This window comes from Vibrio sp. 10N.286.51.C3 (assembly GCF_003050065.1).
GTDB lineage: Bacteria > Pseudomonadota > Gammaproteobacteria > Enterobacterales > Vibrionaceae > Vibrio > Vibrio crassostreae.
Genome location: NZ_PIGC01000005.1, coordinates 173,152 through 194,712 on the forward strand (window position 1 = coordinate 173,152; position 21,561 = coordinate 194,712).

Here is a 21,561-nt window from a genome sequence, read left to right on the forward strand (position 1 = left end):
TAGTAGGTAAAACGTTAAAATTGGTTACAATAAGGTTGTGTGAGTGTTGGAATTTAACATTTGTGAAATATACTTAATTCTTCACATTTGTTAATACTTTTTAATAACTTTGTTTAACTAAAAACAACTTTGGATGAGCTCAAAAAAGTATTGATTAGCAAGGGTTATAACAGGAGATTTGATTGAACCCTACTTTGAGTATGGTCTAAAATTTGTTGTTAGATACTTAAGAACTTTAGCCCCATAGAATGGGTTACTCGAAATTACTAAATACAAAATAGGCAAAATGTATGAGTGATGTTAATAAAATTGAAACTGGCGAAAAACGCTCGTTGGAGTGGAAGTCTTTCCTCTTCATCGCGGTGGTTCTCTTTCCAATATTAAGTGTGGCTTTTGTAGGCGGCTACGGCTTCCTAGTTTGGGCACTGCAAGTGTTTGTATTCGGACCTCCAGGTGCTCACGGCGGCATGTAATGCCCTCTAGTAACAACATTTTTTAAAATCAATATTTAAGAGAGCTAAACATGAAATCATTTTTAGTTAAATTATGGCGCACAATGACTCGCCCTGCGGTACACATCAGTCTTGGTGTACTAACTATGGGTGGCTTTATCGCCGGTGTTATTTTCTGGGGCGGTTTTAACACAGCTCTAGAGCACACAAATACAGAAGAATTCTGTGTAAGCTGTCACACCATGCGTGACAACGTATACGTAGAACTACAAGAAACGGTTCACTGGAAAAACACTTCTGGTGTACGCGCGACTTGTCCTGACTGTCACGTTCCACATGAATGGACAGCAAAAATCGCTCGTAAGATGCAAGCATCTAAAGAAGTATTCGCTCAAGTATTTGGTGACCTAGATACACCTGAGAAATTCGAAGCTCGTCGTATCGAATTGGCTAAACATGAATGGGATCGTTTCTCTTCGAACAAATCTCTAGAGTGTAAAAACTGCCACAACTACGATTCAATGGATTTCGAAAACATGCGCCCAACAGCGCGTATCCAGATGAAAAACGCGGCAGAGCGTGATCAAAGCTGTGTTGACTGTCACAAAGGTATTGCTCACAACCTTCCATTAGATATGGCATCAGCAAGCGGTATTGTTGGCGAGCTAGAAAATGTAGCAAGCAGCACATCTTACGCAAATGGTTCAGACGTAATCTCTATTCGTCACCTACCAATGTATACGGATGAGACAGCAACAGTTGAAGCGGGTCTATTAAGCCCTGCAAGTAAAGTTGCAGTGATCGACGAAAAAGGCGACATGATTAAGATTCAAATCGACGGTTGGCGTAAAGCGAAAGGCTTCGGACGTGTAATCCAAGAAGACTTCGGTATGAACATCTCGACTGCAATCTTGACGAAAGAAGTATCTCAAAGTGACGTAATCACTGTTGGTGAGAAGAAAGAAGATGAGCTAACTGGTCTTCCTTGGGAAGAAGTTAACCTAGCACTTTGGATGAAGAAAGAGTCTATGGTTGATAACTTCGATCCAATCTGGAACGCAGCGGGTCAAGCGTACCAATCTAACTGTTCAACGTGTCACTCACAGCCAGATGAAGCTCACTTCAGCGCTAACGGTTGGGTAGGCATGCTAGATGGTATGATTGCGTTCGTTAACTTCGATACAGATACAGAAGCACTTGTTCTTAAGTATCTACAGAAGCACTCATCAGATTTTTCTGAAGGCCATCACTAATAAGACGTCAATTGGAGTAACACAATGGCAATTACAAGAAGAAGTTTTCTGAAAGGTGTCGCTACTACAAGTGCGGCATCGGTTATCGGTCCAAGCTTATTGGCGTCGGCATCAGCGTCTGCTGCAGAAACAGACGGCGCGTGGAAAGTCTCTGGTTCTCACTGGGGTGCATTCCGAGCTCGTGTTTATGCGGGTAAAGTACAAGAAATTAAACCTCTAGAAATCGATCAACACCCAACTGAGATGTTGAAAGGTATTAAAGGTATTATCTACAGCCCATCACGTGTGCGTTACCCAATGGTTCGCCTAGATTGGTTGAAGAAGCATAAATACAGCGCAGATACGCGTGGTAACAACCGCTTTATTCGTGTGACTTGGGATGAGGCACTAGACCTTGTTTACCGTGAACTAGAGCGCGTACAGAAAGATTACGGTCCATGGGCGCTTCACACCGGTCAAACTGGTTGGAGACAAACTGGTCAGTTCCACAGCTGTACTAACCACATGCAACGTGCAATGGCACTTCACGGTTACTCTGTGAAGAAAATCGGTGACTACTCAACAGGTGCTGGTCAAACGATCATGCCTTACGTGCTAGGTTCGACTGAAGTTTACGCGCAAGGTACATCTTGGGAACTTATCCTAGAAAACAGTGACAACATTGTTCTTTGGGGTAACGATCCAGTTAAAAACCTGCAAGTAGGTTGGACATGTGAGACGCACGAGTCGTTCGCATACCTAGAACAGCTGAAAGAAAAAGTTGCTAAGAAAGAGATCAACGTTGTTTCTGTTGACCCTGTTAAAAACAAAACAGGCCGTTACCTAGAAAACGAGCAAATGTACATCAACCCACAAACTGATGTGGCGTTCATGCTTGGTGTTGCTCACGTTCTTTACAACGAAGATCTATACGACAAGAAGTTCATCGAAACTTACTGTCTAGGTTTTGAAGACTTCATCAAGTACGTTCAAGGTGAAACGAAAGATAAAGTTGAGAAGACACCAGAATGGGCTGCAGAAATCTGTGGTGCAAGCGCGGACTCTATCCGTGAATTCGCTAAGATGCTGGTTAACGGTCGTACACAGATTCTTGTGGGTTGGAGTATCCAACGTCAAGAGCACGGTGAACAGCCTTACTGGATGTGTGCAGTTATCGCAGCAATGGTTGGCCAAATTGGTCTACCTGGTGGCGGTATCTCTTACGGTCACCACTACTCAGGTATCGGTGTATCTTCAACTGGCTTCGCTGCTCCGGGTTCTTTCCCGCTGAACATCGACCAGGGTCAATCGCCTAAGCACACTAACACTGATTACAACGGTTACAGCCGCGTAATCCCTGTTGCTCGTTGGGTAGATAGCCTGCTAGAGCCAGGTAAGAAGATCAAAGCGAACGGTTCAACGGTAACACTACCTGATATCAAAATGATGGTATTCAGTGGTAACAACCCGTGGCACCACCACCAAGATCGCAACAAGATGCGTAAAGCATTCAAGAGCCTACAAACTGTAGTGGCTGTTGATTTCGCTTGGACTGCAACTTGTCGTCACTCTGATATCGTGCTTCCAGCATGTACTCAGTGGGAGCGTAACGATATCGATGGTTACGGCGCGTACTCTGGCCGTGGTTTGATCGCGATGCACAAACTAGTTGATCCTCTGTTCCAGTCTAAGACTGACTTCGAGATCATGTCTAGCCTAACTAAGCGTTGGGGTCGTTACGACGATTACACGCGTGGTATGGACGAAATGCAGTGGGTTAAATCTCTGTACGACGAATGTCGTGCTTCAAACGAAGGTAGCTTCGAAATGCCTGAGTTTGCTGAGTTCTGGGAAAAAGGTTTCCTAGACTTCGGTAAAGGTAAGCCATGGACTCGTCACGCTTCATTCCGTGAAGACCCAGAGATCAATGCTCTAGGTACACCTTCTGGTTTCATCGAAATTACAAGCCGTACTGTAGGCAACATGGGTTACGAGCACTGTCAAGAGCACCCAATGTGGTTCGAGAAATCTGAACGTTCACACGGTGGTCCAGGTTCTGACAAACACCCGTACTGGCTACAATCTTGTCACCCAGACAAGCGTCTTCACTCTCAGATGTGTGAATCTGAAGAGTGGCGTGCGACTTACGCGGTACAAGGTCGTGAGCCAATCTACATCAACCCAGTAGATGCTAAGAAGAAAGGCATCAAAGATGGTGACGTAGTACGTGTGTTCAACGACCGTGGTCAACTACTAGCGGGTGCTGTTCTAATGGATAGCTATGCCCCTGGTGTTGTTCGTATCGAAGAAGGTGCTTGGTACGGTCCGATCAACGAGAAAGTGGGCGCGCTAGATACATACGGCGATCCAAACACACTGACTCAAGATATCGGTACGTCTGAACTTGCTCAAGCAACGTCAGCAAACACATGTTTGGTAGACTTCGAGAAGTTCCAAGGCAAACTGCCTCCAGTAACTTCATTCGGTGGTCCAATCGAAGTTTCTTAAGCATCTCGCTTAAAAGCTAAGATTAAAGCTTGAATTAAAGCCCCTGTAAGCACTCTTACGGGGGCTTTTTGTATTTTAGATGTCTGTGTTGCTGTTTCTAATAAGCCTTGTGACAAGGCGAATAGAGGGCATTTTTGAGATAGGTTGTAACGTGCTGTTTGAGATAGGTGACAGAAGCAATGACGCGGAAACAAAAAGGCCGATACAAAGTACCGACCTTACAGAAGCCTATGGAGTTAGCTCTGATCAAGTTAGATCTCAAACATAAACCAATAGCCATAAGCACAGATTAAAGCGGGCACACTTGAATACAAGGTTGCGACCAGTGCTGCTTTCGGTGCCATCGCAATCGCAGGAAATAGTGCATCACCATCATTTGAAATTGCGTTACCTACCTGAGCCGAAAGTGGTAGTGCGCCTGAAAGGTATAAGCTAGTGACCAATAATTGTGGTCCACAGCCCGGTAGCAAACCCATCAACACGCCAGCCAGGGGGAGCATGATGCCCCAGCTTGAGAATAGCGTCGCAAAATCGACATTTGCAATGACAGAGCCAAATTCAAAGAAAAGAAAGGCAACCACCACCCAAGCGGTAACAAAGTTTGTGTCTTGAGCGGTCTTTTGCAGTGGATGAGAGCCTACACATTTTTCGTCCTCACTCACAGCTGATTTGTAATCCTCAATTTCACGGGTCAGCCCCCACAGAAACATTGAGCTAATCAGTAAAATTGTTCCCACCCATTCCATTGACATTTCAGGCAAAGCGAGCAGCTCGTTGACATCGACTTGAAAAGAGCCAAGTAGGGCCACCGCTGCACCGGGAATAATTAGGACTGACCATAGGTAGCCTTGCAGATTGATCGCCTTTTTAGATACCGCTTCTTTGTCTTGAGATTGGGAAGCACAGCTGTTGGAGGCTTCATTTTGCTCAGTCTGTTTTGGACGTAAGAAGTCATCGGCATGGAATAGGTTAATGATTCGACCTGAAGCAGTACCCACAATCACGCCCATCGCCATCATGGCTAAACCAGTTTTAGGTTCGCTAGCAATCAGCAGGAAGGCTGCGTCACCCATCGTGGAAACAAGCACCGCAACAACCGCACCAAACCCGAGTTTGCCGGATATAAATTGCGTGGTTACCACAATCGCACCGCCACAACCGGGTAAAGCCCCCATGAGTGCCGCAAATACCACTTGGTTTGAACGAGACTGATGTACAAGCTTGTTAAAGACGTTGTCCTTATTGATGTAAAGGCTTAACCAGTGGTAAATCGCCAAGGTTAAAGCAACATAGCAAGACACTGCCCAGAACGCGTCTGACAGAGTGGTCACCGTCAATTCACGTGTAGCGGGAGCGGCCACAAGAGCGGCAAGTGAGATAGGTAATAGCAGTCGCTTAAATGACAGTGAAAACTGAGTTGTTTTCGAAGCACGACTGCTTGGCAAAAAAGAGATTAGACGATCCATAGGTGTTACTCAAAATTAGTGGCTTAAGATAAATATATACGAATGATAATAATTATCAATTGCATTTGTTGTTTTTTTATCTATTGTTACTATTGGCTAAAATTAGGAAACATGACCAATCTAAAAAAATGAGGTAAAGTATGGCTAATAAAGAGAGGCTCTAAAGGTAGAGTCATAATTGTTAGTGTAATAGGAAGAAACATGATTTTAGTTGTTGGTCACAAAAACCCTGATAGTGACAGTATTTGTAGTGCGTTAGTTGCAACAGAGCTTCTTAAAGCTCGTGGCGAGGAAGCGACACCAATTCGCCAAGGCGAGATCAACCGCGAAACTCAACACATTCTAGAAGTTGCTGGCGCTGAAAAACCAGAGCTTCGTACTTCTGTTGCTGGTGAGAAAATCTGGCTAGTAGACTACTCAGATCTAGCACAAGCACCAGACGATGTTGCTGAAGCAGAGATCGTAGGTATTGTCGATCACCACCGTCTAGGCGATGTGATGACAGTAAACCCAATGGAAGCTTGGATCTGGCCTGTTGGTTGTACAAACACTGTACTTTTCAACATGTTCAAGATTGAAGGTCACGCTATCTCTCAACAAATCGCTAAGCTAATGATGTCTGCAATTCTTTCAGACACAGTTGGTTTCGCATCTCCAACATGTACTCAAAAAGACAAAGACGCGGTTGCTGAACTTGCTGAAATCGCAGGTGTAGAAGACGTTGATGCATTCATCAAAGCACTTCTAATCGCTAAGACAAACATCGAAGGCCTATCTGCTGCACAGCTAGTAGAAAAAGACCTTAAAGGCTACCCATTCAATGGTCGCGATGTTGTTGTTGGTCAAGTTGAACTTGCGACTCTTGAGCAAGTAGACGGCATGATTGAAGCTCTAGAAGCTGATCTTGAAGAGCGTTGTGAGAAAGACGGTCTAGCATTTGCTGCGGTAATGCTAACTGACATCACTACTGCGCAAACTCGTCTTCTTTACAAAGGTGAGTGGGCTGAGAAATTAGTTAAGCACGAGAAAGACGGCGTATTGATGATGGAAAATACACTAAGCCGTAAGAAGCAAGGCTGGCCTTGGCTACAAGGTGAGCTTGTTTAATCAAGTCACTTAAATAATAAACGCCTGCTACTTTAGCAGGCGTTTTTCTTTGAAGTAGATTTTCTTCTTCATCGATAATGTTTGAAGTTAAAAGTACTCGGCATAAAATAGCTTTAAGAACAAAGTTACTGACTAAAGTAGGAAATTAAGATGACTACACAGCTAGACGATAAAAAAATCGCTGAAATCAACAAGTATACGGGCGAGCAACGCCTGAAGTACTGTGTGAAAGAAATCGTAGCAAACCGTGAAGTATGGATCTTAACCGATGAACACGGTTGTGTAATGCTTAACACAGAAGATGAAGACTGTGTTCCAGTATGGCCAAACCAAGAGTTCGCAGAGTCATGGGCAACGGGTGATTGGTCTGAGTGTAAAGCTGAGTCTATCTCGCTAAACAAATGGCATAGTCGCTGGACGAATGGTCTAGAAGACGACGAGCTTGCTGTTGTGGTGTTCCCGAACGAACAAGAAGAGGGCGTTATCTTGTTCCCTGATGAGTTCGATTTCGAGTTGAAGAAACAGGCAGCTAAGCGCTAGTTCTTTCGTTATACAGTAACACCGTAAGTCAGCGTTGCCTTTCTCAGGCAGCGCTATCATTCAATTATCCCACCTAAGCTTGCTTCCAACGTATATTCGTTCAATACCCAATCAACTGATACAAGGGCGCTTGCTGTGCGGCTTTAGAAGCTTGTTGAAGCACACCTGTTTTACTGTATCTCTTCAGTACCTTTCGAACGATAGGTTTTACTTCCGATTCTGTCATTCCAGCTTTCAATTCTGGTTCATACAGTAGTTGCAGTAGCACCACATCTAGAGGTGATAACAAGTCTTCTGGCGTGTGGTCGTTGAAAATAGAAGGGTAGGCTTTATCTGAATCATTCGGCAGACCTAGAACCTGTGTGATCTCTTCTACGATACAGGCGACTAGCTTACCTCGCGATCTTGCCTGATCTACGGGAATCACAATCCCAGCGTAAACAATCTCACTTTTAGAATTGGTTCGATAACCCGCCGTGCAGATAGCGTTATTTAAATGCTGAGTCGATTTGAGTTTCAGTACCGATTTCGCCTCTGACAACCACTGGCTCTGCCTCGTGTATATCCATTTAACGTTCGCTTCAGATTCCTTGCTGACGATTGTTATAGGGTGTTGAGTGACTTCGGATAAATGTTGGATATGAAGCTCGGTAAGTTCTTGATGCAGTTCTTCATCGCCCACTCGATGATCAATCCAAATCTTGATCGGTTGTTTCCATTTGGCCAGTGGTTTATTGCCTTGGGAATATTCGTGTTGCAGCGCGACGTTATAAAACGCGGTTTCAACGAAGGTTCTATCTAACCAAGTAAGAGGAGTGCTTACGGCGTTAAAGGAGAGAGTTGCAAGCAAGAGGGGAAGCATTGAAGCTTTTGTTAGCATGCGTTACCCCCTCTAGTGGCGAGTGAAAAAGCTAAACCAGTTTAGTGGTTGGGCGCTTTGGAGAAATGACTCTCAACCAGTCTTTGCGTGATTTGGTGAGTTGGGTTGGTCAGCACTTGATCCGTTTCACCGCTCTCAACCACATTGCCTTCGTGCATCACGATGATCTTGTCGGTGATGTGCTTAACAATACCTAGGTGTTGAGATACGTAAACGAACGACACGCCCATCTCTTCTTGCAGCTCTAAGAACAAGTTAATAATTTGAGAGCGCATTGCCATGTCCAAACCATTTAACGCTTCATCAGCGACAATGATGGATGGCTGAAGTATCAAGGCACGAGCCAAACAAACCCTCTGTTTCTGGCCCGCAGCAAGCATCTGAGGGTAGAAGTAAGCATGTTCCGGAAGGAGGCCAACGCGTAATAACGTGTCTTTCACGCGGCGCATACGGGCTTCTGGTGGCATGTTGGTATTTCGCTTCAATGGGCCTTCAAGAATTCGACCAATCTGAATGCGTGGATTAAGTGATGTATTCGGATCTTGGAAGATCATTCGAATCAGCTTGCAACGAGTTGAATAGTCTTTGTGTTCTAGCTTTTCGCCGTTCACGCGGATCTCGCCCGCAGTCGGTTCAACCATGCCTGCGAGCATTCTCGCTAATGTTGATTTCCCAGAGCCATTCTGACCGATAAAACCAATCGTCTGGCCTGCTTCAAGGGAAAAGCTTACCGGCTTCACCGCCTGATGAATCTTCTTACGGAAAAGACCAGAGCGAGTCGTAAAGTCTTTAGATAGATCACTGACTTCTAATAATGCACTCATGATTTCTTTTTCTTCTCCATATTCAGAGGGAAGTGACAGTTAAATTTATGGTTCTTGATACGTCTAGTATGTGGGATCTCCACACATTGCCTTTGCGCGTATGGGCAACGTGGGCCTAACCGACAACCAATAGGTAGATGTTGCAACGGCGGAATTGATCCTGGTAAAGACTGTAGCTTCTCCTTGTGGGGAATCCAGTCGTTAAAGTCTGGCATCGCTTTTAGCAAAGCAACGGTGTACGGGTGCTTAGGTGCATCCAATAGTTTCTGCGTATCAGCAGATTCTACAGATTGGCCACAGTACATAACGGTAATACGAGTCGCCCATTGGGTAATGGTAGTTAAGTCATGGCCGATCAGCACGATGGTCGTGTTATTGATCTGATTCATACGACTCAACAGACGCAGTATTTGAGACTGCGTAATTGGGTCTAAATCGTTGGTTGGCTCATCCGCTATTAAGACTTTTGGTTTGGCAGCTATCGCCATTGCGATCATGACTTTCTGACACTCACCATCGGTCAGTTCATAAGAGTAACTGTCCATTAGACGAGAGTGGTCTTTGATACCTACTTTGTGCAGTAACGCTATGGCCTGCTTCTTACGCCACTTAAATCGCTGCCACCAACGACCTTCAAATGCGTGGGAAGGAATCGCTTCAATGAGTTGGTTGCCTACTTTTTCAGAAGGGTCAAGACAGGTCGATGGCTCTTGGAAGATCATCGCGATATCGCGTGCGATCACTCGTCGCCTTTCTTTCGGCGTCAGTTGCAGCAGGTCGATATTACCTAAGCGCATTCGGTCTGCAGAAACCTTCCAGTTTTCTTTGCAAACCCCGACAATTGCCTTTGCAACCAAGCTCTTTCCTGAGCCAGACTCACCTACTAAGCCACGAATTTCCCCTTCATTGAGGGTAATACTCATTCGATCTACTGCTTTAACCATCCCTTGAGGGGTCTCAATTTCGATGGTTAGATGTCGAATATCAAGTAACGGCATTATTCGATTCCTGCATTTAGCGCTTGGCGAACACCTTCACCGACGAGGTTAATCACGATAACTGTAAACATAATAGCTAAGCCGGGTAGGGTTACTGTCCATGGCGCAAGGTAAATCAACTCGACTGAATCACCTAAGATTGAGCCCCATTCCGTACTTGGTGCTTGAGCGCCAAGCCCCAAGAAACCTAAGGCCGTGATATCAAGAATTGCAACTGACAGTGCCAGAGTCACTTCAAGAGCGACCACGGTAAGAATGTTAGGAAGGATTGAGTTCCATAGTAGGTAGAAATCGTTCGCACCATCAAGGCGAGATGCCAGAATGTAGTCCTTCTCTACTTCAGCGTGCACGGCAATGTACACCGAGCGAATAAAGCGTGGAATCAGTGCCAAGCACAAGGCAAGCAAGATATTAAACTCACCAAAGCCAAGGAATGCCACGAAGATAATCGCCAGCAGAAGAGATGGGATTGACATCACGGTATCAAGCAGGTGATTAAGCGTGCTTGATAGCAACCCACGCGTCATCCCGGCAAGTACGCCAATCAGACAGCCAATGACTGCTGCGATAAAGGTAATCACCACCGCAGCGCCGAAAGTAAGTTGAGAGCCAATTATTAGGCGAGAAAGAATGTCTCGGCCTAAGTCATCAGTACCTAGAAAGTATTCAACCGTACCCGCAGGGTCCCACGAGGGAGGGGTTAGAAGATGTCCCGTTTGCTCTTGTGCATCATGTGGTGCTAACCACGGTGAAGTGACGGTAACTAGAATGATAAGCACCAAACACCACAAGCCAAACATCGCCAGATTGTTGCTACGGAAGCTGCGCCAGAAACGTTCGAACTGGGTTGGAATCTGTTCTTCTTGGTAGACGTTATTTGTTAGCATACCATTCCTTCCTTACCAGTGGATTGATCATCGCGCCCAGTAGATCGGACAGAATATTTGCAGTCAAAACCAAGGTTGCCACTACAATTACGCCTGCTTGAATTGAAACATAATCTTGATTCGATAATGCATCCAATAACCAGCGGCCAATACCCGGCCAGTTAAAGATAGACTCGGTAATAATAGCAAGTGTTAACATACTTGATAGTTGAACGCCGACCTTAGGAATAATCGGTGGTATTGCATTTCTCAACACGTGTTGAGTGATGATCTCTCTAGTTGATAGACCCTTAATTCGCGCGGCGCGGATGTAGTTTTGAGTCATCACTTCAGCTACTGATGCTCTCATCAATCGGATTACCTGAGTCGTTGGGGCGAGCGCTAAAACAAGGCAAGGCAACGCCATATGCTCGATAACACTTTGTAGTGCGTGTGCACGGTAACGGCCTTCGGCAAAAAAGGCATCTATCATCGCGAAGCCAGTCACGTGTTCAATTTCGTAAAGCAGGTCGTATCGACCGCCAACCGGGAACATTTCAAAGTGCAGAGAAAATACCATGATCATCAACAATGCGACCCAAAATATAGGTGCAGAGTAACCGGCCATAGAGGTAAACGATATTGTCGTATCGACAAACTTACCTTGTCTCATACCTGCAATCGTGCCGAAAGGGATGCCGATAAACAGCGCAAGCACAAAGGCAAAGAAGCACAGTTCTAACGTTGCAGGGAATACAACGGCCAACTCATCGATGATAGGTACACCGTGTTTGCTTAGACCAAAGTTTAGTGTCGATAATTCAGTGATATAGCTGATCCAACCGGGCCAGAAATCTTGAATCGCCCAAGGTGAGGTTTGGTCTAATCGAAGCAGGGCGAAACCCACTAACGTCAGAATCCCCAACGTAATAATGAATAAGTTTACACGTCTTAATGTATACCAAAACATCACTGCACCTCTCTTCTGACTTGGTCAAAAGGTTGAGCATTGAACGGGCTCTGTTTAAAACCGGTTAGCGAACGATCGTGCACGCGGAACTGCACGCCGTGAGCGAGAGGGATCACAGGAACTTCTTCATTGAGAATGTTTTGGGCTTGTCGATACAAGTTCACACGGTGCCTTTGTTGATTGATCTCTAATGCTAAGTCGAGAAGGAAATCAAAGTCTGAATTACACCACATAGAGACGTTTAATCCTGCGCGTTCTGAGCTGCATGATAGAAGTGGACGCAAGAAGTTATCTGGATCCCCCGTATTGCCTATCCAGCCAGTAAGCAACAAGTCTGTTGAGGAAATAGAGGATAACTGTGTGCGGTCAAATCGATCGTCGGTATAGAGTTTCAGCTCGATACCAATATCGGCCAAGTTTGCTTGGATCAATTCTGCGGTTTTTCTTGGGCTTGGGTTGTATGCGCGTGGCTCTAGTGGTACCCACATCGAAAGCTCTAATCCAGGTTCAACACCAGCTTCTTTGAGAAGCGCAATTGCATAGTTTCGATCATAACGAACTTGAACGCTGTCTTTTTGGTAAGCCCAAGACGTAGGAGGAAGCAATGTGTAGGCCTTAGTACCTGTGCCGTAATACACAGAATCAAGAATGTTCTGACGATTGATGGCTAGGTTGAGCGCTTTACGAACTCGAGAATCGCGTAGTGCAGGGTGCTCAGTATTCAGCGCGATGAAAGAGACATTAACCGCCGGTGTAGCAGAAATTTTCAGCTCTTCATGAGCTTGAATAATAGGGATCTGACTAGAAATCGGTGAGTTCAACACGTCACACTCACTGCGGAGAAGCTTGGCAAGTGTGCCTGTCCCACGTTGTGAAGTATCAAACACAACTTGGTCCATTTGTACTTCTCCCCTCCAGTAGTGCTTGTTTTTTTTCAAGCGAACTAGGTCATTGATCTGGTATTCGTCTAAGTAAAAAGGACCAGTGCCGACCGGGTTGGAATCGATTTGATTTTTCTCGTCCGCAGCAATGAGCTTATTGGCATATTCTTTAGAATGAATGACCGCATAGCTGGTGGCGATATTGTTGAGAAATGAATTGTCTGGGCGACTTAATTGGAATTTCACCGTTAGGTCGTCAACTGCAGTGATATCGACGATCAGGTTTTTGAAGTCGATTCCGGCAAACCATGGATATAGGCCACCGCCTACATAATGAAATGGGTTTGAACTATCAATGACACGTTCGAAGCTAAACACCACGTCTTGCGCATTCATGCTACGAGTTGGGGTGAACCAGTCTGTAGTTTGGAACGCAACATTTGGGCGCAGTTTGAACGTGTACTCTGTACCAGATTTATCAACAGACCAACTTGTCGCCAAGTTCTGCTTTGGTCGGTAAGTCATCGGATCAAGAGTGAGCAGTGTATCGAAGATTTGAGGGCTCAGTGATTCTGCGGTAATACCACTATCAACCAGCTGTGGGTTGAAGGTACTAGGATTACCTTGGCCGCAATAAATGAAGCCTTTTTCACGGATTTGCTCGTGATCCACACTCTCACCACATCCAGCTAGAAAGCTCAGCGTGCAGATGCTCAGTGATAGTTTTATTAGTGCTTTCATAAAAAGAAATACTTTTCGAAACGAGGCGTTAGAGGAGCCTCAAGATCCGGACAATTTAACATTTTATTTATTCGGCTCCAAATAATAATCTAGTGTGGGCAGCTATTTATCGTTAGCTTGTCCGACAATCGCGTACTTCCTCACCATTCCTCGTAATTGGTTGTAGGTTAACCCAAGTAATTCAGCGGCTTGCTTCTGGTTGTACTTGCTTTGTTTTAAGGCTTGATTGAGTAGCTTGATGTCTTGCTGCTCCTGCCATGCTTTGTAATCCAACGGCAAAGAAAAAGCGCTATCAGATGAAGTATGGCTGTTGGACTGAGCATTGCCAGTTTCTGGCGTCGAATCTTGTTCTGTTTTCCATGCTGGTTTGAATGGGTTAAACACCAAAGATTCAATAGGATATGGATTCTTACCATGCTGATAGATTGCCCGCTCAATGACGTTTTTTAGCTCTCGTACATTCCCTGGCCAAGAGTACTCCAATAGCGATTCAACGGCTGATGGAGCAAAGCCGACAAACAACTCCAATTCCAATTCACGACACATCTTAATTGCGTAGTATTCTGCCAATAACGTGATGTCTTCTTTACGTTCACGAAGCGGCGGGATAGTAATCACATCAAACGCCAATCTATCGAGTAAATCGGCCCTGAATTCGCCTTTCAAAGCCATCTCAGGCAAGTCGGCATTGGTCGCACACACCAGTCTTACATTCGCACTTAAAGCTTTTTGTCCGCCGACACGTTCATATTGTCCGTATTCAATAACACGTAACAACTTTTCTTGAACTGCAAGCGGGGTTGTTGCCAGCTCATCAAGAAACAGAGTGCCGCCCTCCGCCCTTTCAAAGCGGCCTTGATGACGGCCTTTTGAGCCCGTGAAAGAACCGGATTCATGACCAAACAACTCAGAATCAATCAAACCTTCGCTGAGGGTTGAACAGTTCAGCGAGATCAAAGGCTGATCCCAACGTCTTGAAAGGTAATGCAGCCTTTGTGCGATCAATTCTTTACCCGTACCACGCTCGCCAATGATCAGTATGGGTCTTTCGATTGGAGCTAGTTGAGAAACTTTATCCAAAACAGAGAGAAAGCTAGGGGATTCACCAATGAGGTTCTGCTGCATAGCGGGTCCTTGTATTAGCTGAGCGCTGATGGAAGTCATTTAGGCTGTAGTGGTGAAAAATACCAATACTTGGTTAAATTCATCATAGCATGGTTCGGATTAATCGCCATTACATTGTAAGTGCATGATAATAAATGCCTTAAAAGTTGGCATGCTACTTGGATTACTTATGGTAGGTTTAATAACAAACGTAAATTTGCGAGCAAGTGAGTAAAGGGTCGAACAACGATTTAGAACGCATTTGCCATCATTGTAATTAAGGAGTTCCTCATGGGTATTTTTTCTCGCTTTGCAGACATTGTAAATTCAAACATCAGTGCACTATTAGATAAGGCTGAAGATCCTGAAAAGATGATTCGCCTGATTATCCAAGAAATGGAAGACACGCTGGTAGAAGTTCGCACTAACTCGGCAAAAGCTATCGCAGACAAGAAAGAGCTAGCGCGTAAAGTTGAAGCTATCGAAACTCAGATTCTAGATTGGCAAAATAAAGCGACACTAGCACTGACTAAACAACGCGAAGATCTGGCGAGAGCAGCGCTGATTGAAAAGCAAAAACTTGAAGACATCATCAAGAGCCTTCATACAGAACAAACATTGGTTCATGAAACCATCGAGAAGCTAACCAGTGAGATTGGCAAGCTAGAAACTAAAATTGCAGAAACTCGTGCAAAGCAACAAGCATTGATGATTCGCAATAATGCTGCGAGCAATCGTCGTGACGTTCAAAAACATCTGCATTCAAGCAAAACCAACGAAGCAATGGCGAAGTTTGAGCAATTCTCGCGTAAAGTGGATGAATTAGAAGCTGAGGCAGACGTTTACGCAAAAACAGGCAACGCAAAATCTTTAGACCAAGAGTTTGCAGAGCTACAAGCTCAAGACGAAATTGAAAAAGAGCTAGCGAAACTGAAGCAACAAGTTGAAAACCGCGATAAATAATTTAGGAGTTTTCTATGTCAACATTTCTAATTGCAGGCCCACTGATTGTCTTCTTGATCTTCGTGGCACCGCTATGGTTATTCTTACATTACCGCAGCAAGAAGAAATCCAGTAACGGTCTTTCAGAAACGGATCTTCAGCGTCTGCACAAGCTTTCAGCGCAAGCGGAATCCATGCAAGATCGTGTGAAGACACTAGAAAAAATACTGGATGCGGAGTCGCCTAACTGGAGACGCAACTATGAGTAGAGAACTGTATCGCGACACAATTAACGGCAAATTGTCTGGTGTGTGTGCGGGCTTAGCGAACTACTTTGGCCTTGAAGTTTGGCTGGTTCGCATCTTAGTTATCTCTGCAGCACTGCTTGGGGGGAGTTTTCTGGTCTTGTTAGCGTATTTAGCTTTGACATTTATGCTTGAAAAACAACCACCTCAGTATGTCGATCAGATGAAAGCTAAGCAAGAGCACACGCTGAAGCAGAAGCCTTGGGAAAAAGGGCAGACTGCAGAGTCTTTGCTGGGCACTTTAGAGGGGGATTTCCAGAAGTTAGAGACCAGTGTCCGCAACATGGAAGCTTATGTCACCTCCGACACTTTCAAAGTTGATCGCGCATTTAAGAACATCTAGTGTTAAAACCTCAAAAAATTAGATAACGGTTTAGGAAAATTTATCCCAAGCCGTTATTTTTTTTAATAATTTTGTCTAAATAAATCTTACGATAACTGGCAAGTTACATGTGATTAATCTATGTTATAAAAATATTTATAGATATGGATGAACACCAATGTATAGAGCCTCCGTTGTCCTATTGACGGCCTTAGCTGGGTTGTCTGGGTGTGGTAAGGAGCTTCCTCCCGTGCCTGAACCTGAATCTAGACCCGCCAAACTTTTCACTGTCTCCGTCGGTAGCAACGCTTTTGAACGAACTTTTCCTGCCACTACCGAAGCGGGTGACAAAGCGGTATTAGCTTTCCGTGTACCTGGATTACTTCAAACTATCGATGTCACAGCGGGACAAAGCGTGCAAAAAGGTGACCCTTTAGCAATGCTCGACCCTGATGAATATCAATTGTTGGAGAAACAAGCCAGAGCGAATTTCAAGTTGTCTGACGTTCAATATCAACGTGCAATAAAATTGCGTAAAGACCGAGTCGTTTCTGAGCAAGATTTTGACCAAGCAAAAGCGAACCATAACTCTGCAAGAGCAGAGCTCAATCAAGCGAAAGCTAATTTACGCTACACCACTCTTGTTGCTCCATACGATGGCACCATCTCCATTATCCCAGCTGAAAACCATGAATACATAGCGGCGAAGCAAGGAGTCATGAATATTCAAACCAATCAAATCCTCAAAGTCGTATTTTTATTGCCTGATCGCCTAATTACACGTTATTCATCCGGGTTTGAAACTGATTCGACTATGGTATTTGATGCGTTTCCTGACAACGCTTATGAACTGATTTTTCAAGAGGTTGATACCGAAGCGGATCCTAAAACTGGTTCTTATAAAGTTACCATGGTAATGGAGAGACCTACTGACATTGGCATCCTACCTGGTATGTCGGGAACCGTAAATTTGGTTTCTGCCAAAGCAGCTGCGACGAAAATTCCAACCTCAGCAATGATGACCGATGGCGACGATGTTTCAGTTTGGCGCGTAAACAGTGACGGTATTGTTGAGAATGTGGCAATTGTGATTGATGAAAAGCGTCACATTGTCTCTGGGCTTAATGATGGAGACCGCATCGTAACCTCTGGTGTTAATGGTCTTGAACCCGGCGTTAAAGTCCGAGAGTGGATCAAGGAAAGGGGGCTATAACATGAGTGCATTTAAATTAGCGACAGGTTTGTCATGTTTAGTTCTGCTAACCGCTTGCGGAGAAAAGCCACAAATAGAAGTCGACAATACACCCCTAGTCAAAGCGATTGAAATTTCAGTCTTGGATTTCAATGACAAGCTGTACTTTCCAGCAGTGGCGAATGCCGCAGAGAAAGCGCATCTCAGTTTTCGTGTCGCGGGTGAGATCTTTAAGCTTGATGTCAAAGAAGGCCAGCGAGTTAAAGCGGGGGAATTGATTGCCGAGCTCGACCCTACAGACTACCAATTAGATGTTGATAACGCTCAGGCGAGATATACGGTAATCAATAGCCAATATAGACGCTCTAGTCCGTTGGTCAAAAAAGGGCTGTTGGCTAAATCTCAGTTTGATGAAATTGCAGCTCAACGCCAAATAGCGTATGCCGAGTTAGAGCTAGCTAAGTTACGCTTATCCTTTACTAAGCTTCTTGCGCCTGTTGATGGGATTATCTCCCGAGTCAGTGTTGATCAATACGAAAATATTCAAGTCGGTCAGCAAGTTGTCAATATTCACAGCGTCGAAGATGTTGAAGTCATTATCCAGTTACCAGACCGCATTTATGTAAATCAACCGAATGATGCGGTACTAAAGACTATCGAAGCTCTGGTGAGAGTTCCGAGTGGTAATGAGTATCCGGCGAGCATAAAAGAGTATACGACAGAGCCAGACCCAAGCACTGGTACCTTTACGGTTACCTTGGCATTGCCGATGCCCGAAGATGATTTGATTCTTGATGGTATGGCTGTCGATGTTACCTCTCATGGACGAGATATTGGTTTAGAACTGAAAGCCGGTGTTTTGGTTCCAATTGAGGCGGTGTTCAATGCGGATGGCGATGAACTGAGCCGAACGAACTCATTTGTTTGGGTTTTGAATGATGACAATACCGTTTCGAAGCAGCAAGTCGTGTTAGGAAAAGCAAACCAGAAAACTTTGCAGATCATGAAAGGATTAGAAATGGGGCAGCATGTCGTTGTTGCAGGCGTATCGCGATTGCGAGATGGGATGACAGTGGAAGTATTGCCTCAGGAGACGAACAATGAGTGAAGTAAATAACAAGCCTCAAAATGACGATCAACAGGGTGATGATCAGATCACAGGTGTTGCTTCTTACTTTATACGTAACAAAGTCATTAGCTGGATGCTATCTCTGATCTTTCTTATTGGTGGTGTTTCTGCATTCTTTGGTTTGGGTCGTCTAGAAGATCCTGCCTTTACCATCAAAGATGCAATGGTAGTGACCTCTTACCCTGGGGCTACCCCTCAGCAAGTGGAAGAGGAAGTGACCTATCCGCTAGAGAAAGCGATTCAACAGCTTACTTATGTGGACGAAGTGAACTCTATCTCAAGCCGTGGCCTGTCTCAGGTAACGGTAACGATGAAGAATAACTACGGCCCGGACGATCTTCCGCAAATTTGGGATGAACTTCGCCGAAAAGTGAATGATCTTAAGGTTGAACTGCCACCCGGCGTCAACGATCCTCAAGTCATCGATGATTTCGGTGACGTTTACGGGATTTTGTTGGCGGTGACGGGGGATGGTTACAGTTATAAAGAGTTACTCGATTATATTGACTACCTAAGGCGAGAATTAGAGCTGGTCGACGGGGTCAGTAAAGTCTCGGTATCCGGCCAGCAGCAAGAGCAAGTGTTCATTGAGATATCGATGAAACGGATAAGCTCATTAGGTCTGTCTCCAAGCACAGTATTTAACCTTTTATCGACTCAAAATATTGTTTCCAGTGCAGGTGCGGTGAGAATTGGTGACGAATACATTCGTATCCACCCTACGGGCGAGTTCCAGAATGTAGAGCAACTGGGTGATTTGATTCTGACAGAAGGTGGCGCTCAAGGGCTTATCTACCTGAAAGATGTGGCAGAGGTAACTCGTGGTTATGTTGAAGTACCTACTAACATCATTGGCTACAATGGCAAGCTTGCGCTCAACCTTGGGGTATCCTTTGCGCAAGGTGTAAACGTTGTGGCGGTGGGTGAAGCCTTTGACCGAAGACTCGCCGAGCTGAAATATCAGCAGCCCATCGGTATCGATATCTCTGAGGTTTATAACCAACCCAAAGAGGTAGATAAGTCAGTAAGTGGATTTGTGGTGAGTTTGGGGCAGGCGGTTGCGATTGTAATCGTGGTTCTGCTGTTCTTCATGGGGCTACGCTCTGGTCTGTTGATCGGTTTGATATTGTTGTTGACCGTTTTCGGTACCTTTATTTTCATGCAGTACTTCAAGATTGACCTTCAACGTATCTCATTAGGCGCGTTGGTTATCGCTCTGGGGATGCTGGTGGATAATGCCATTGTGGTGGTGGAAGGGATATTGATCGGCACGCAGAAGGGGCGAACCCGGATGCAGGCCGCCACCGATATCGTGACCCAAACCAAATGGCCGCTGTTGGGGGCAACGGTGATTGCGGTGACTGCGTTTGCTCCTATCGGTTTATCCGAGGACTCAACAGGTGAGTACTGTGGCACCTTGTTCACAGTGCTACTGATTTCTTTGATGCTGAGTTGGTTTACTGCCATCTCGCTCACGCCGTTCTTTGCTGACATGTTCTTTAAAGGTCAAAAGGTCGACTCAGAGAACGAAGGTAAAGACCCATACAACGGGATGGTTTTTGTGATCTACAAAAACTTCCTTGAGTTCTGTATGAAGCGTGCTTGGTTAACCATGTTTGTTCTGATTATTGGTTTGGGCGCAAGCGTTTACGGCTTTGGTTTTGTAAAACAAGCCTTCTTCCCATCCTCGACAACACCGATGTTCCAAGTTGACGTCTGGATGCCGGAAGGTACTGATATTCGAGCGACCAATACCAAGCTTAAAGTGCTTGAGAGTTGGTTGGCTGATCAGGACGAAGTTGAGCACATCACGACGACTGCGGGTAAAGGCCTGCAACGTTTCATGCTGACTTACGCACCAGAGAAAAGTTATAGCGCGTATGGCGAAATAACGGTCCGTGTGAAGAGCTACGAAGTGCTTGAAGGGCTGATGAAACGCTTTCGTGAGCACGTAAATGGTCAGTTCCCTGAGATCGACTATAAGCTCAAGCAGATTGAATTAGGCCCTGGTGGTGGTGCGAAGATTGAAGCGCGAATTGTTGGTTCTGATCCAACAGTATTACGTTCAATTGCCGCTCAAGTGATGGATATCATGCGATCTGATTCTGGAGCATTTAATATTCGTCATGATTGGCGTGATAGAACTAAGGTGTTAGAGCCTCAGTTCAACGAAAGTCAAGCGCGTCGTTATGGCATCACCAAGTCTGATGTCGATGACTTCCTCGCGATGTCTTTCTCTGGTAAGTCGATTGGTGTGTACCGTGATGGTACGACGCTGATGCCTATTGTGGCTCGTTTACCTGAAGATGAGCGTGTTGATATTCGTAACATTGAAGGTATGAAGATCTGGAGCCCGGCATTAAGTGAGTACATCCCGCTGCAACAAGTAACACTTGGTTATGAGTTAGAGTGGGAAGACCCACTGATCATCCGTAAGAACCGTAAGCGTATGCTGACGGTAATGGCGGACCCTGATCTATTGGGTGAAGAGACAGCATCAACTCTACAGAAACGCTTACAACCACAAATTGAAGCGATTGAGATGCCTCCGGGTTACTCATTGGAATGGGGTGGTGAATATGAGTCGTCAGCAGATGCACAGGCGTCACTGTTCACAACCATGCCTCTTGGTTACTTGTTCATGTTCTTAATTACCGTGTTCTTGTTTAACTCGGTGAAAGAGCCTCTGATTGTTTGGTTAACGGTTCCATTGGCGTTGATAGGGGTGACGACAGGCTTGCTAGCCTTGAATACACCATTCGGCTTTATGGCGCTGTTGGGCTTCCTGAGTCTATCTGGGATGCTTCTGAAGAACGGTATCGTACTGCTTGATCAAATTGAGATTGAGATGAAGTCAGGTAAAGATCCATATGTAGCGGTTGTTGATGCGGCACTGAGTCGTGTTCGTCCGGTATGTATGGCAGCGATCACCACGATTCTAGGTATGATCCCTCTACTACCGGATATCTTCTTCAAACCAATGGCAGTAACCATCATGTTTGGTTTAGGCTTTGCGACTGTACTCACGCTAATCGTAGTACCTGTGCTGTATCGTTTATTCCATAAAATTGAAGTGGCTTAATGTCAACTAACCTTTGAAAT

The 21,561-nt window shown here is 45.1% G+C and carries 19 protein-coding genes; 11 read left to right on the plus strand and 8 right to left on the minus strand.

Annotation, left to right across the window (positions count from 1 at the left end; genetic code table 11):
• Window positions 1–290: 290 nt before the first annotated feature.
• The 3 genes from torE to torA are packed head-to-tail and all read left to right on the plus strand — an operon-like array spanning window position 291 to window position 4,192.
• Window positions 291–473: a trimethylamine N-oxide reductase system protein TorE gene (gene torE, locus CWO27_RS07340; protein WP_008222628.1), complete on the plus strand. Its 183-nt coding sequence runs from the start codon at window positions 291–293 to the stop codon at window positions 471–473.
• Window positions 474–523: 50 nt separating this feature from the next.
• The gene (torC, locus tag CWO27_RS07345; protein ID WP_004734592.1) at window positions 524–1,705 is read left to right on the plus strand and encodes a pentaheme c-type cytochrome TorC; all 1,182 of its coding nucleotides are present in this window, start codon (window positions 524–526) and stop codon (window positions 1,703–1,705) included.
• 24 nt (window positions 1,706–1,729) lie between these two features.
• Window positions 1,730–4,192: a trimethylamine-N-oxide reductase TorA gene (torA, locus tag CWO27_RS07350; protein ID WP_048609404.1), complete on the plus strand. Its 2,463-nt coding sequence runs from the start codon at window positions 1,730–1,732 to the stop codon at window positions 4,190–4,192.
• 251 nt (window positions 4,193–4,443) lie between these two features.
• Here torA and CWO27_RS07355 read toward each other — a convergent pair whose 3' ends face one another.
• On the minus strand, window positions 4,444–5,658 hold the full coding sequence (locus CWO27_RS07355; RefSeq protein WP_102433197.1) for a putative manganese transporter: 1,215 nt from the start codon (window positions 5,656–5,658) through the stop codon (window positions 4,444–4,446).
• Window positions 5,659–5,859: 201 nt separating this feature from the next.
• On the opposite strand from CWO27_RS07355, the gene CWO27_RS07360 reads away from it, so the two are divergent.
• Together CWO27_RS07360 and CWO27_RS07365 are read left to right on the plus strand one after the other, a co-directional pair.
• Window positions 5,860–6,765: a manganese-dependent inorganic pyrophosphatase gene (locus tag CWO27_RS07360; RefSeq protein WP_048658327.1), complete on the plus strand. Its 906-nt coding sequence runs from the start codon at window positions 5,860–5,862 to the stop codon at window positions 6,763–6,765.
• Window positions 6,766–6,915: 150 nt separating this feature from the next.
• Entirely contained in the window at window positions 6,916–7,305 is a 390-nt protein-coding gene (locus CWO27_RS07365) for a DUF2750 domain-containing protein (protein WP_004734596.1), read from the plus strand.
• Window positions 7,306–7,405: 100 nt separating this feature from the next.
• Here CWO27_RS07365 and CWO27_RS07370 read toward each other — a convergent pair whose 3' ends face one another.
• From CWO27_RS07370 to pspF, 7 genes are all read right to left on the minus strand, one after another.
• Window positions 7,406–8,185, minus strand: coding sequence for a DUF2927 domain-containing protein (locus CWO27_RS07370; RefSeq protein WP_102433195.1), 780 nt, complete (start codon window positions 8,183–8,185; stop codon window positions 7,406–7,408).
• Window positions 8,186–8,226: 41 nt separating this feature from the next.
• A complete protein-coding gene (locus CWO27_RS07375; RefSeq protein WP_017060304.1) occupies window positions 8,227–9,009 on the minus strand; it encodes a peptide ABC transporter ATP-binding protein in 783 nt (260 codons plus the stop codon).
• Window positions 9,006–10,007, minus strand: a complete 1,002-nt coding sequence (locus CWO27_RS07380) for a peptide ABC transporter ATP-binding protein (protein ID WP_107898764.1) — start codon at window positions 10,005–10,007, stop codon at window positions 9,006–9,008. The genes CWO27_RS07375 and CWO27_RS07380 overlap by 4 nt, the downstream gene beginning before the upstream one ends.
• Window positions 10,007–10,894: a putrescine export ABC transporter permease SapC gene (gene sapC / locus CWO27_RS07385; RefSeq protein WP_048658330.1), complete on the minus strand. Its 888-nt coding sequence runs from the start codon at window positions 10,892–10,894 to the stop codon at window positions 10,007–10,009. Before sapC ends, CWO27_RS07380 begins: the two co-directional genes overlap by 1 nt.
• Window positions 10,881–11,843 carry an ABC transporter permease gene (locus tag CWO27_RS07390; protein ID WP_048658331.1) on the minus strand — a complete coding sequence of 321 codons (963 nt, stop codon included), beginning with the start codon at window positions 11,841–11,843 and terminating at the stop codon, window positions 10,881–10,883. Before CWO27_RS07390 ends, sapC begins: the two co-directional genes overlap by 14 nt.
• Window positions 11,843–13,465 carry an ABC transporter substrate-binding protein SapA gene (sapA, locus tag CWO27_RS07395; RefSeq protein ID WP_102478598.1) on the minus strand — a complete coding sequence of 541 codons (1,623 nt, stop codon included), beginning with the start codon at window positions 13,463–13,465 and terminating at the stop codon, window positions 11,843–11,845. Before sapA ends, CWO27_RS07390 begins: the two co-directional genes overlap by 1 nt.
• A gap of 102 nt (window positions 13,466–13,567) precedes the next feature.
• Window positions 13,568–14,590 carry a phage shock protein operon transcriptional activator gene (pspF, locus tag CWO27_RS07400; RefSeq protein ID WP_102433192.1) on the minus strand — a complete coding sequence of 341 codons (1,023 nt, stop codon included), beginning with the start codon at window positions 14,588–14,590 and terminating at the stop codon, window positions 13,568–13,570.
• 270 nt (window positions 14,591–14,860) lie between these two features.
• Between pspF and pspA the strand changes: the two genes are divergently transcribed.
• The 6 genes from pspA (at window position 14,861) to CWO27_RS07430 (ending at window position 21,541) form a co-directional block, all read left to right on the plus strand.
• Entirely contained in the window at window positions 14,861–15,532 is a 672-nt protein-coding gene (pspA, locus tag CWO27_RS07405; protein ID WP_010440091.1) for a phage shock protein PspA, read from the plus strand.
• A gap of 14 nt (window positions 15,533–15,546) precedes the next feature.
• Window positions 15,547–15,780 (plus strand): envelope stress response membrane protein PspB, encoded by a 234-nt coding sequence (gene pspB, locus CWO27_RS07410; RefSeq protein ID WP_004734605.1) that lies wholly within the window; start codon window positions 15,547–15,549, stop codon window positions 15,778–15,780.
• Window positions 15,773–16,159, plus strand: coding sequence for an envelope stress response membrane protein PspC (gene pspC, locus CWO27_RS07415; protein ID WP_107898765.1), 387 nt, complete (start codon window positions 15,773–15,775; stop codon window positions 16,157–16,159). Before pspB ends, pspC begins: the two co-directional genes overlap by 8 nt.
• Window positions 16,160–16,316: 157 nt before the next feature.
• Entirely contained in the window at window positions 16,317–17,351 is a 1,035-nt protein-coding gene (locus CWO27_RS07420) for an efflux RND transporter periplasmic adaptor subunit (protein ID WP_055320147.1), read from the plus strand.
• A 1-nt stretch (window position 17,352) separates the two neighbouring features.
• Complete coding sequence (locus tag CWO27_RS07425; protein WP_102431597.1) at window positions 17,353–18,438, plus strand: efflux RND transporter periplasmic adaptor subunit; 1,086 nt, start codon at window positions 17,353–17,355, stop codon at window positions 18,436–18,438.
• Entirely contained in the window at window positions 18,431–21,541 is a 3,111-nt protein-coding gene (locus tag CWO27_RS07430) for an efflux RND transporter permease subunit (RefSeq protein WP_102431598.1), read from the plus strand. Before CWO27_RS07425 ends, CWO27_RS07430 begins: the two co-directional genes overlap by 8 nt.
• The last annotated feature ends 20 nt before the right edge of the window (window positions 21,542–21,561 follow it).

Bases quoted from the DNA above. Each gene is read 5' to 3' on its own strand.
- torE (WP_008222628.1), top strand. From the start codon at position 291: ATGAGTGATGTTAATAAAATTGAAACTGGCGAAAAACGCTCGTTGGAG.
- torC (WP_004734592.1), top strand. From the start codon at position 524: ATGAAATCATTTTTAGTTAAATTATGGCGCACAATGACTCGCCCTGCG.
- torA (WP_048609404.1), top strand. From the start codon at position 1,730: ATGGCAATTACAAGAAGAAGTTTTCTGAAAGGTGTCGCTACTACAAGT.
- CWO27_RS07355 (WP_102433197.1), bottom strand. From the start codon at position 5,658: ATGGATCGTCTAATCTCTTTTTTGCCAAGCAGTCGTGCTTCGAAAACA.
- CWO27_RS07360 (WP_048658327.1), top strand. From the start codon at position 5,860: ATGATTTTAGTTGTTGGTCACAAAAACCCTGATAGTGACAGTATTTGT.
- CWO27_RS07365 (WP_004734596.1), top strand. From the start codon at position 6,916: ATGACTACACAGCTAGACGATAAAAAAATCGCTGAAATCAACAAGTAT.
- CWO27_RS07370 (WP_102433195.1), bottom strand. From the start codon at position 8,185: ATGCTAACAAAAGCTTCAATGCTTCCCCTCTTGCTTGCAACTCTCTCC.
- CWO27_RS07375 (WP_017060304.1), bottom strand. From the start codon at position 9,009: ATGAGTGCATTATTAGAAGTCAGTGATCTATCTAAAGACTTTACGACT.
- CWO27_RS07380 (WP_107898764.1), bottom strand. From the start codon at position 10,007: ATGCCGTTACTTGATATTCGACATCTAACCATCGAAATTGAGACCCCT.
- sapC (WP_048658330.1), bottom strand. From the start codon at position 10,894: ATGCTAACAAATAACGTCTACCAAGAAGAACAGATTCCAACCCAGTTC.
- CWO27_RS07390 (WP_048658331.1), bottom strand. From the start codon at position 11,843: ATGTTTTGGTATACATTAAGACGTGTAAACTTATTCATTATTACGTTG.
- sapA (WP_102478598.1), bottom strand. From the start codon at position 13,465: ATGAAAGCACTAATAAAACTATCACTGAGCATCTGCACGCTGAGCTTT.
- pspF (WP_102433192.1), bottom strand. From the start codon at position 14,590: ATGCAGCAGAACCTCATTGGTGAATCCCCTAGCTTTCTCTCTGTTTTG.
- pspA (WP_010440091.1), top strand. From the start codon at position 14,861: ATGGGTATTTTTTCTCGCTTTGCAGACATTGTAAATTCAAACATCAGT.
- pspB (WP_004734605.1), top strand. From the start codon at position 15,547: ATGTCAACATTTCTAATTGCAGGCCCACTGATTGTCTTCTTGATCTTC.
- pspC (WP_107898765.1), top strand. From the start codon at position 15,773: ATGAGTAGAGAACTGTATCGCGACACAATTAACGGCAAATTGTCTGGT.
- CWO27_RS07420 (WP_055320147.1), top strand. From the start codon at position 16,317: ATGTATAGAGCCTCCGTTGTCCTATTGACGGCCTTAGCTGGGTTGTCT.
- CWO27_RS07425 (WP_102431597.1), top strand. From the start codon at position 17,353: ATGAGTGCATTTAAATTAGCGACAGGTTTGTCATGTTTAGTTCTGCTA.
- CWO27_RS07430 (WP_102431598.1), top strand. From the start codon at position 18,431: ATGAGTGAAGTAAATAACAAGCCTCAAAATGACGATCAACAGGGTGAT.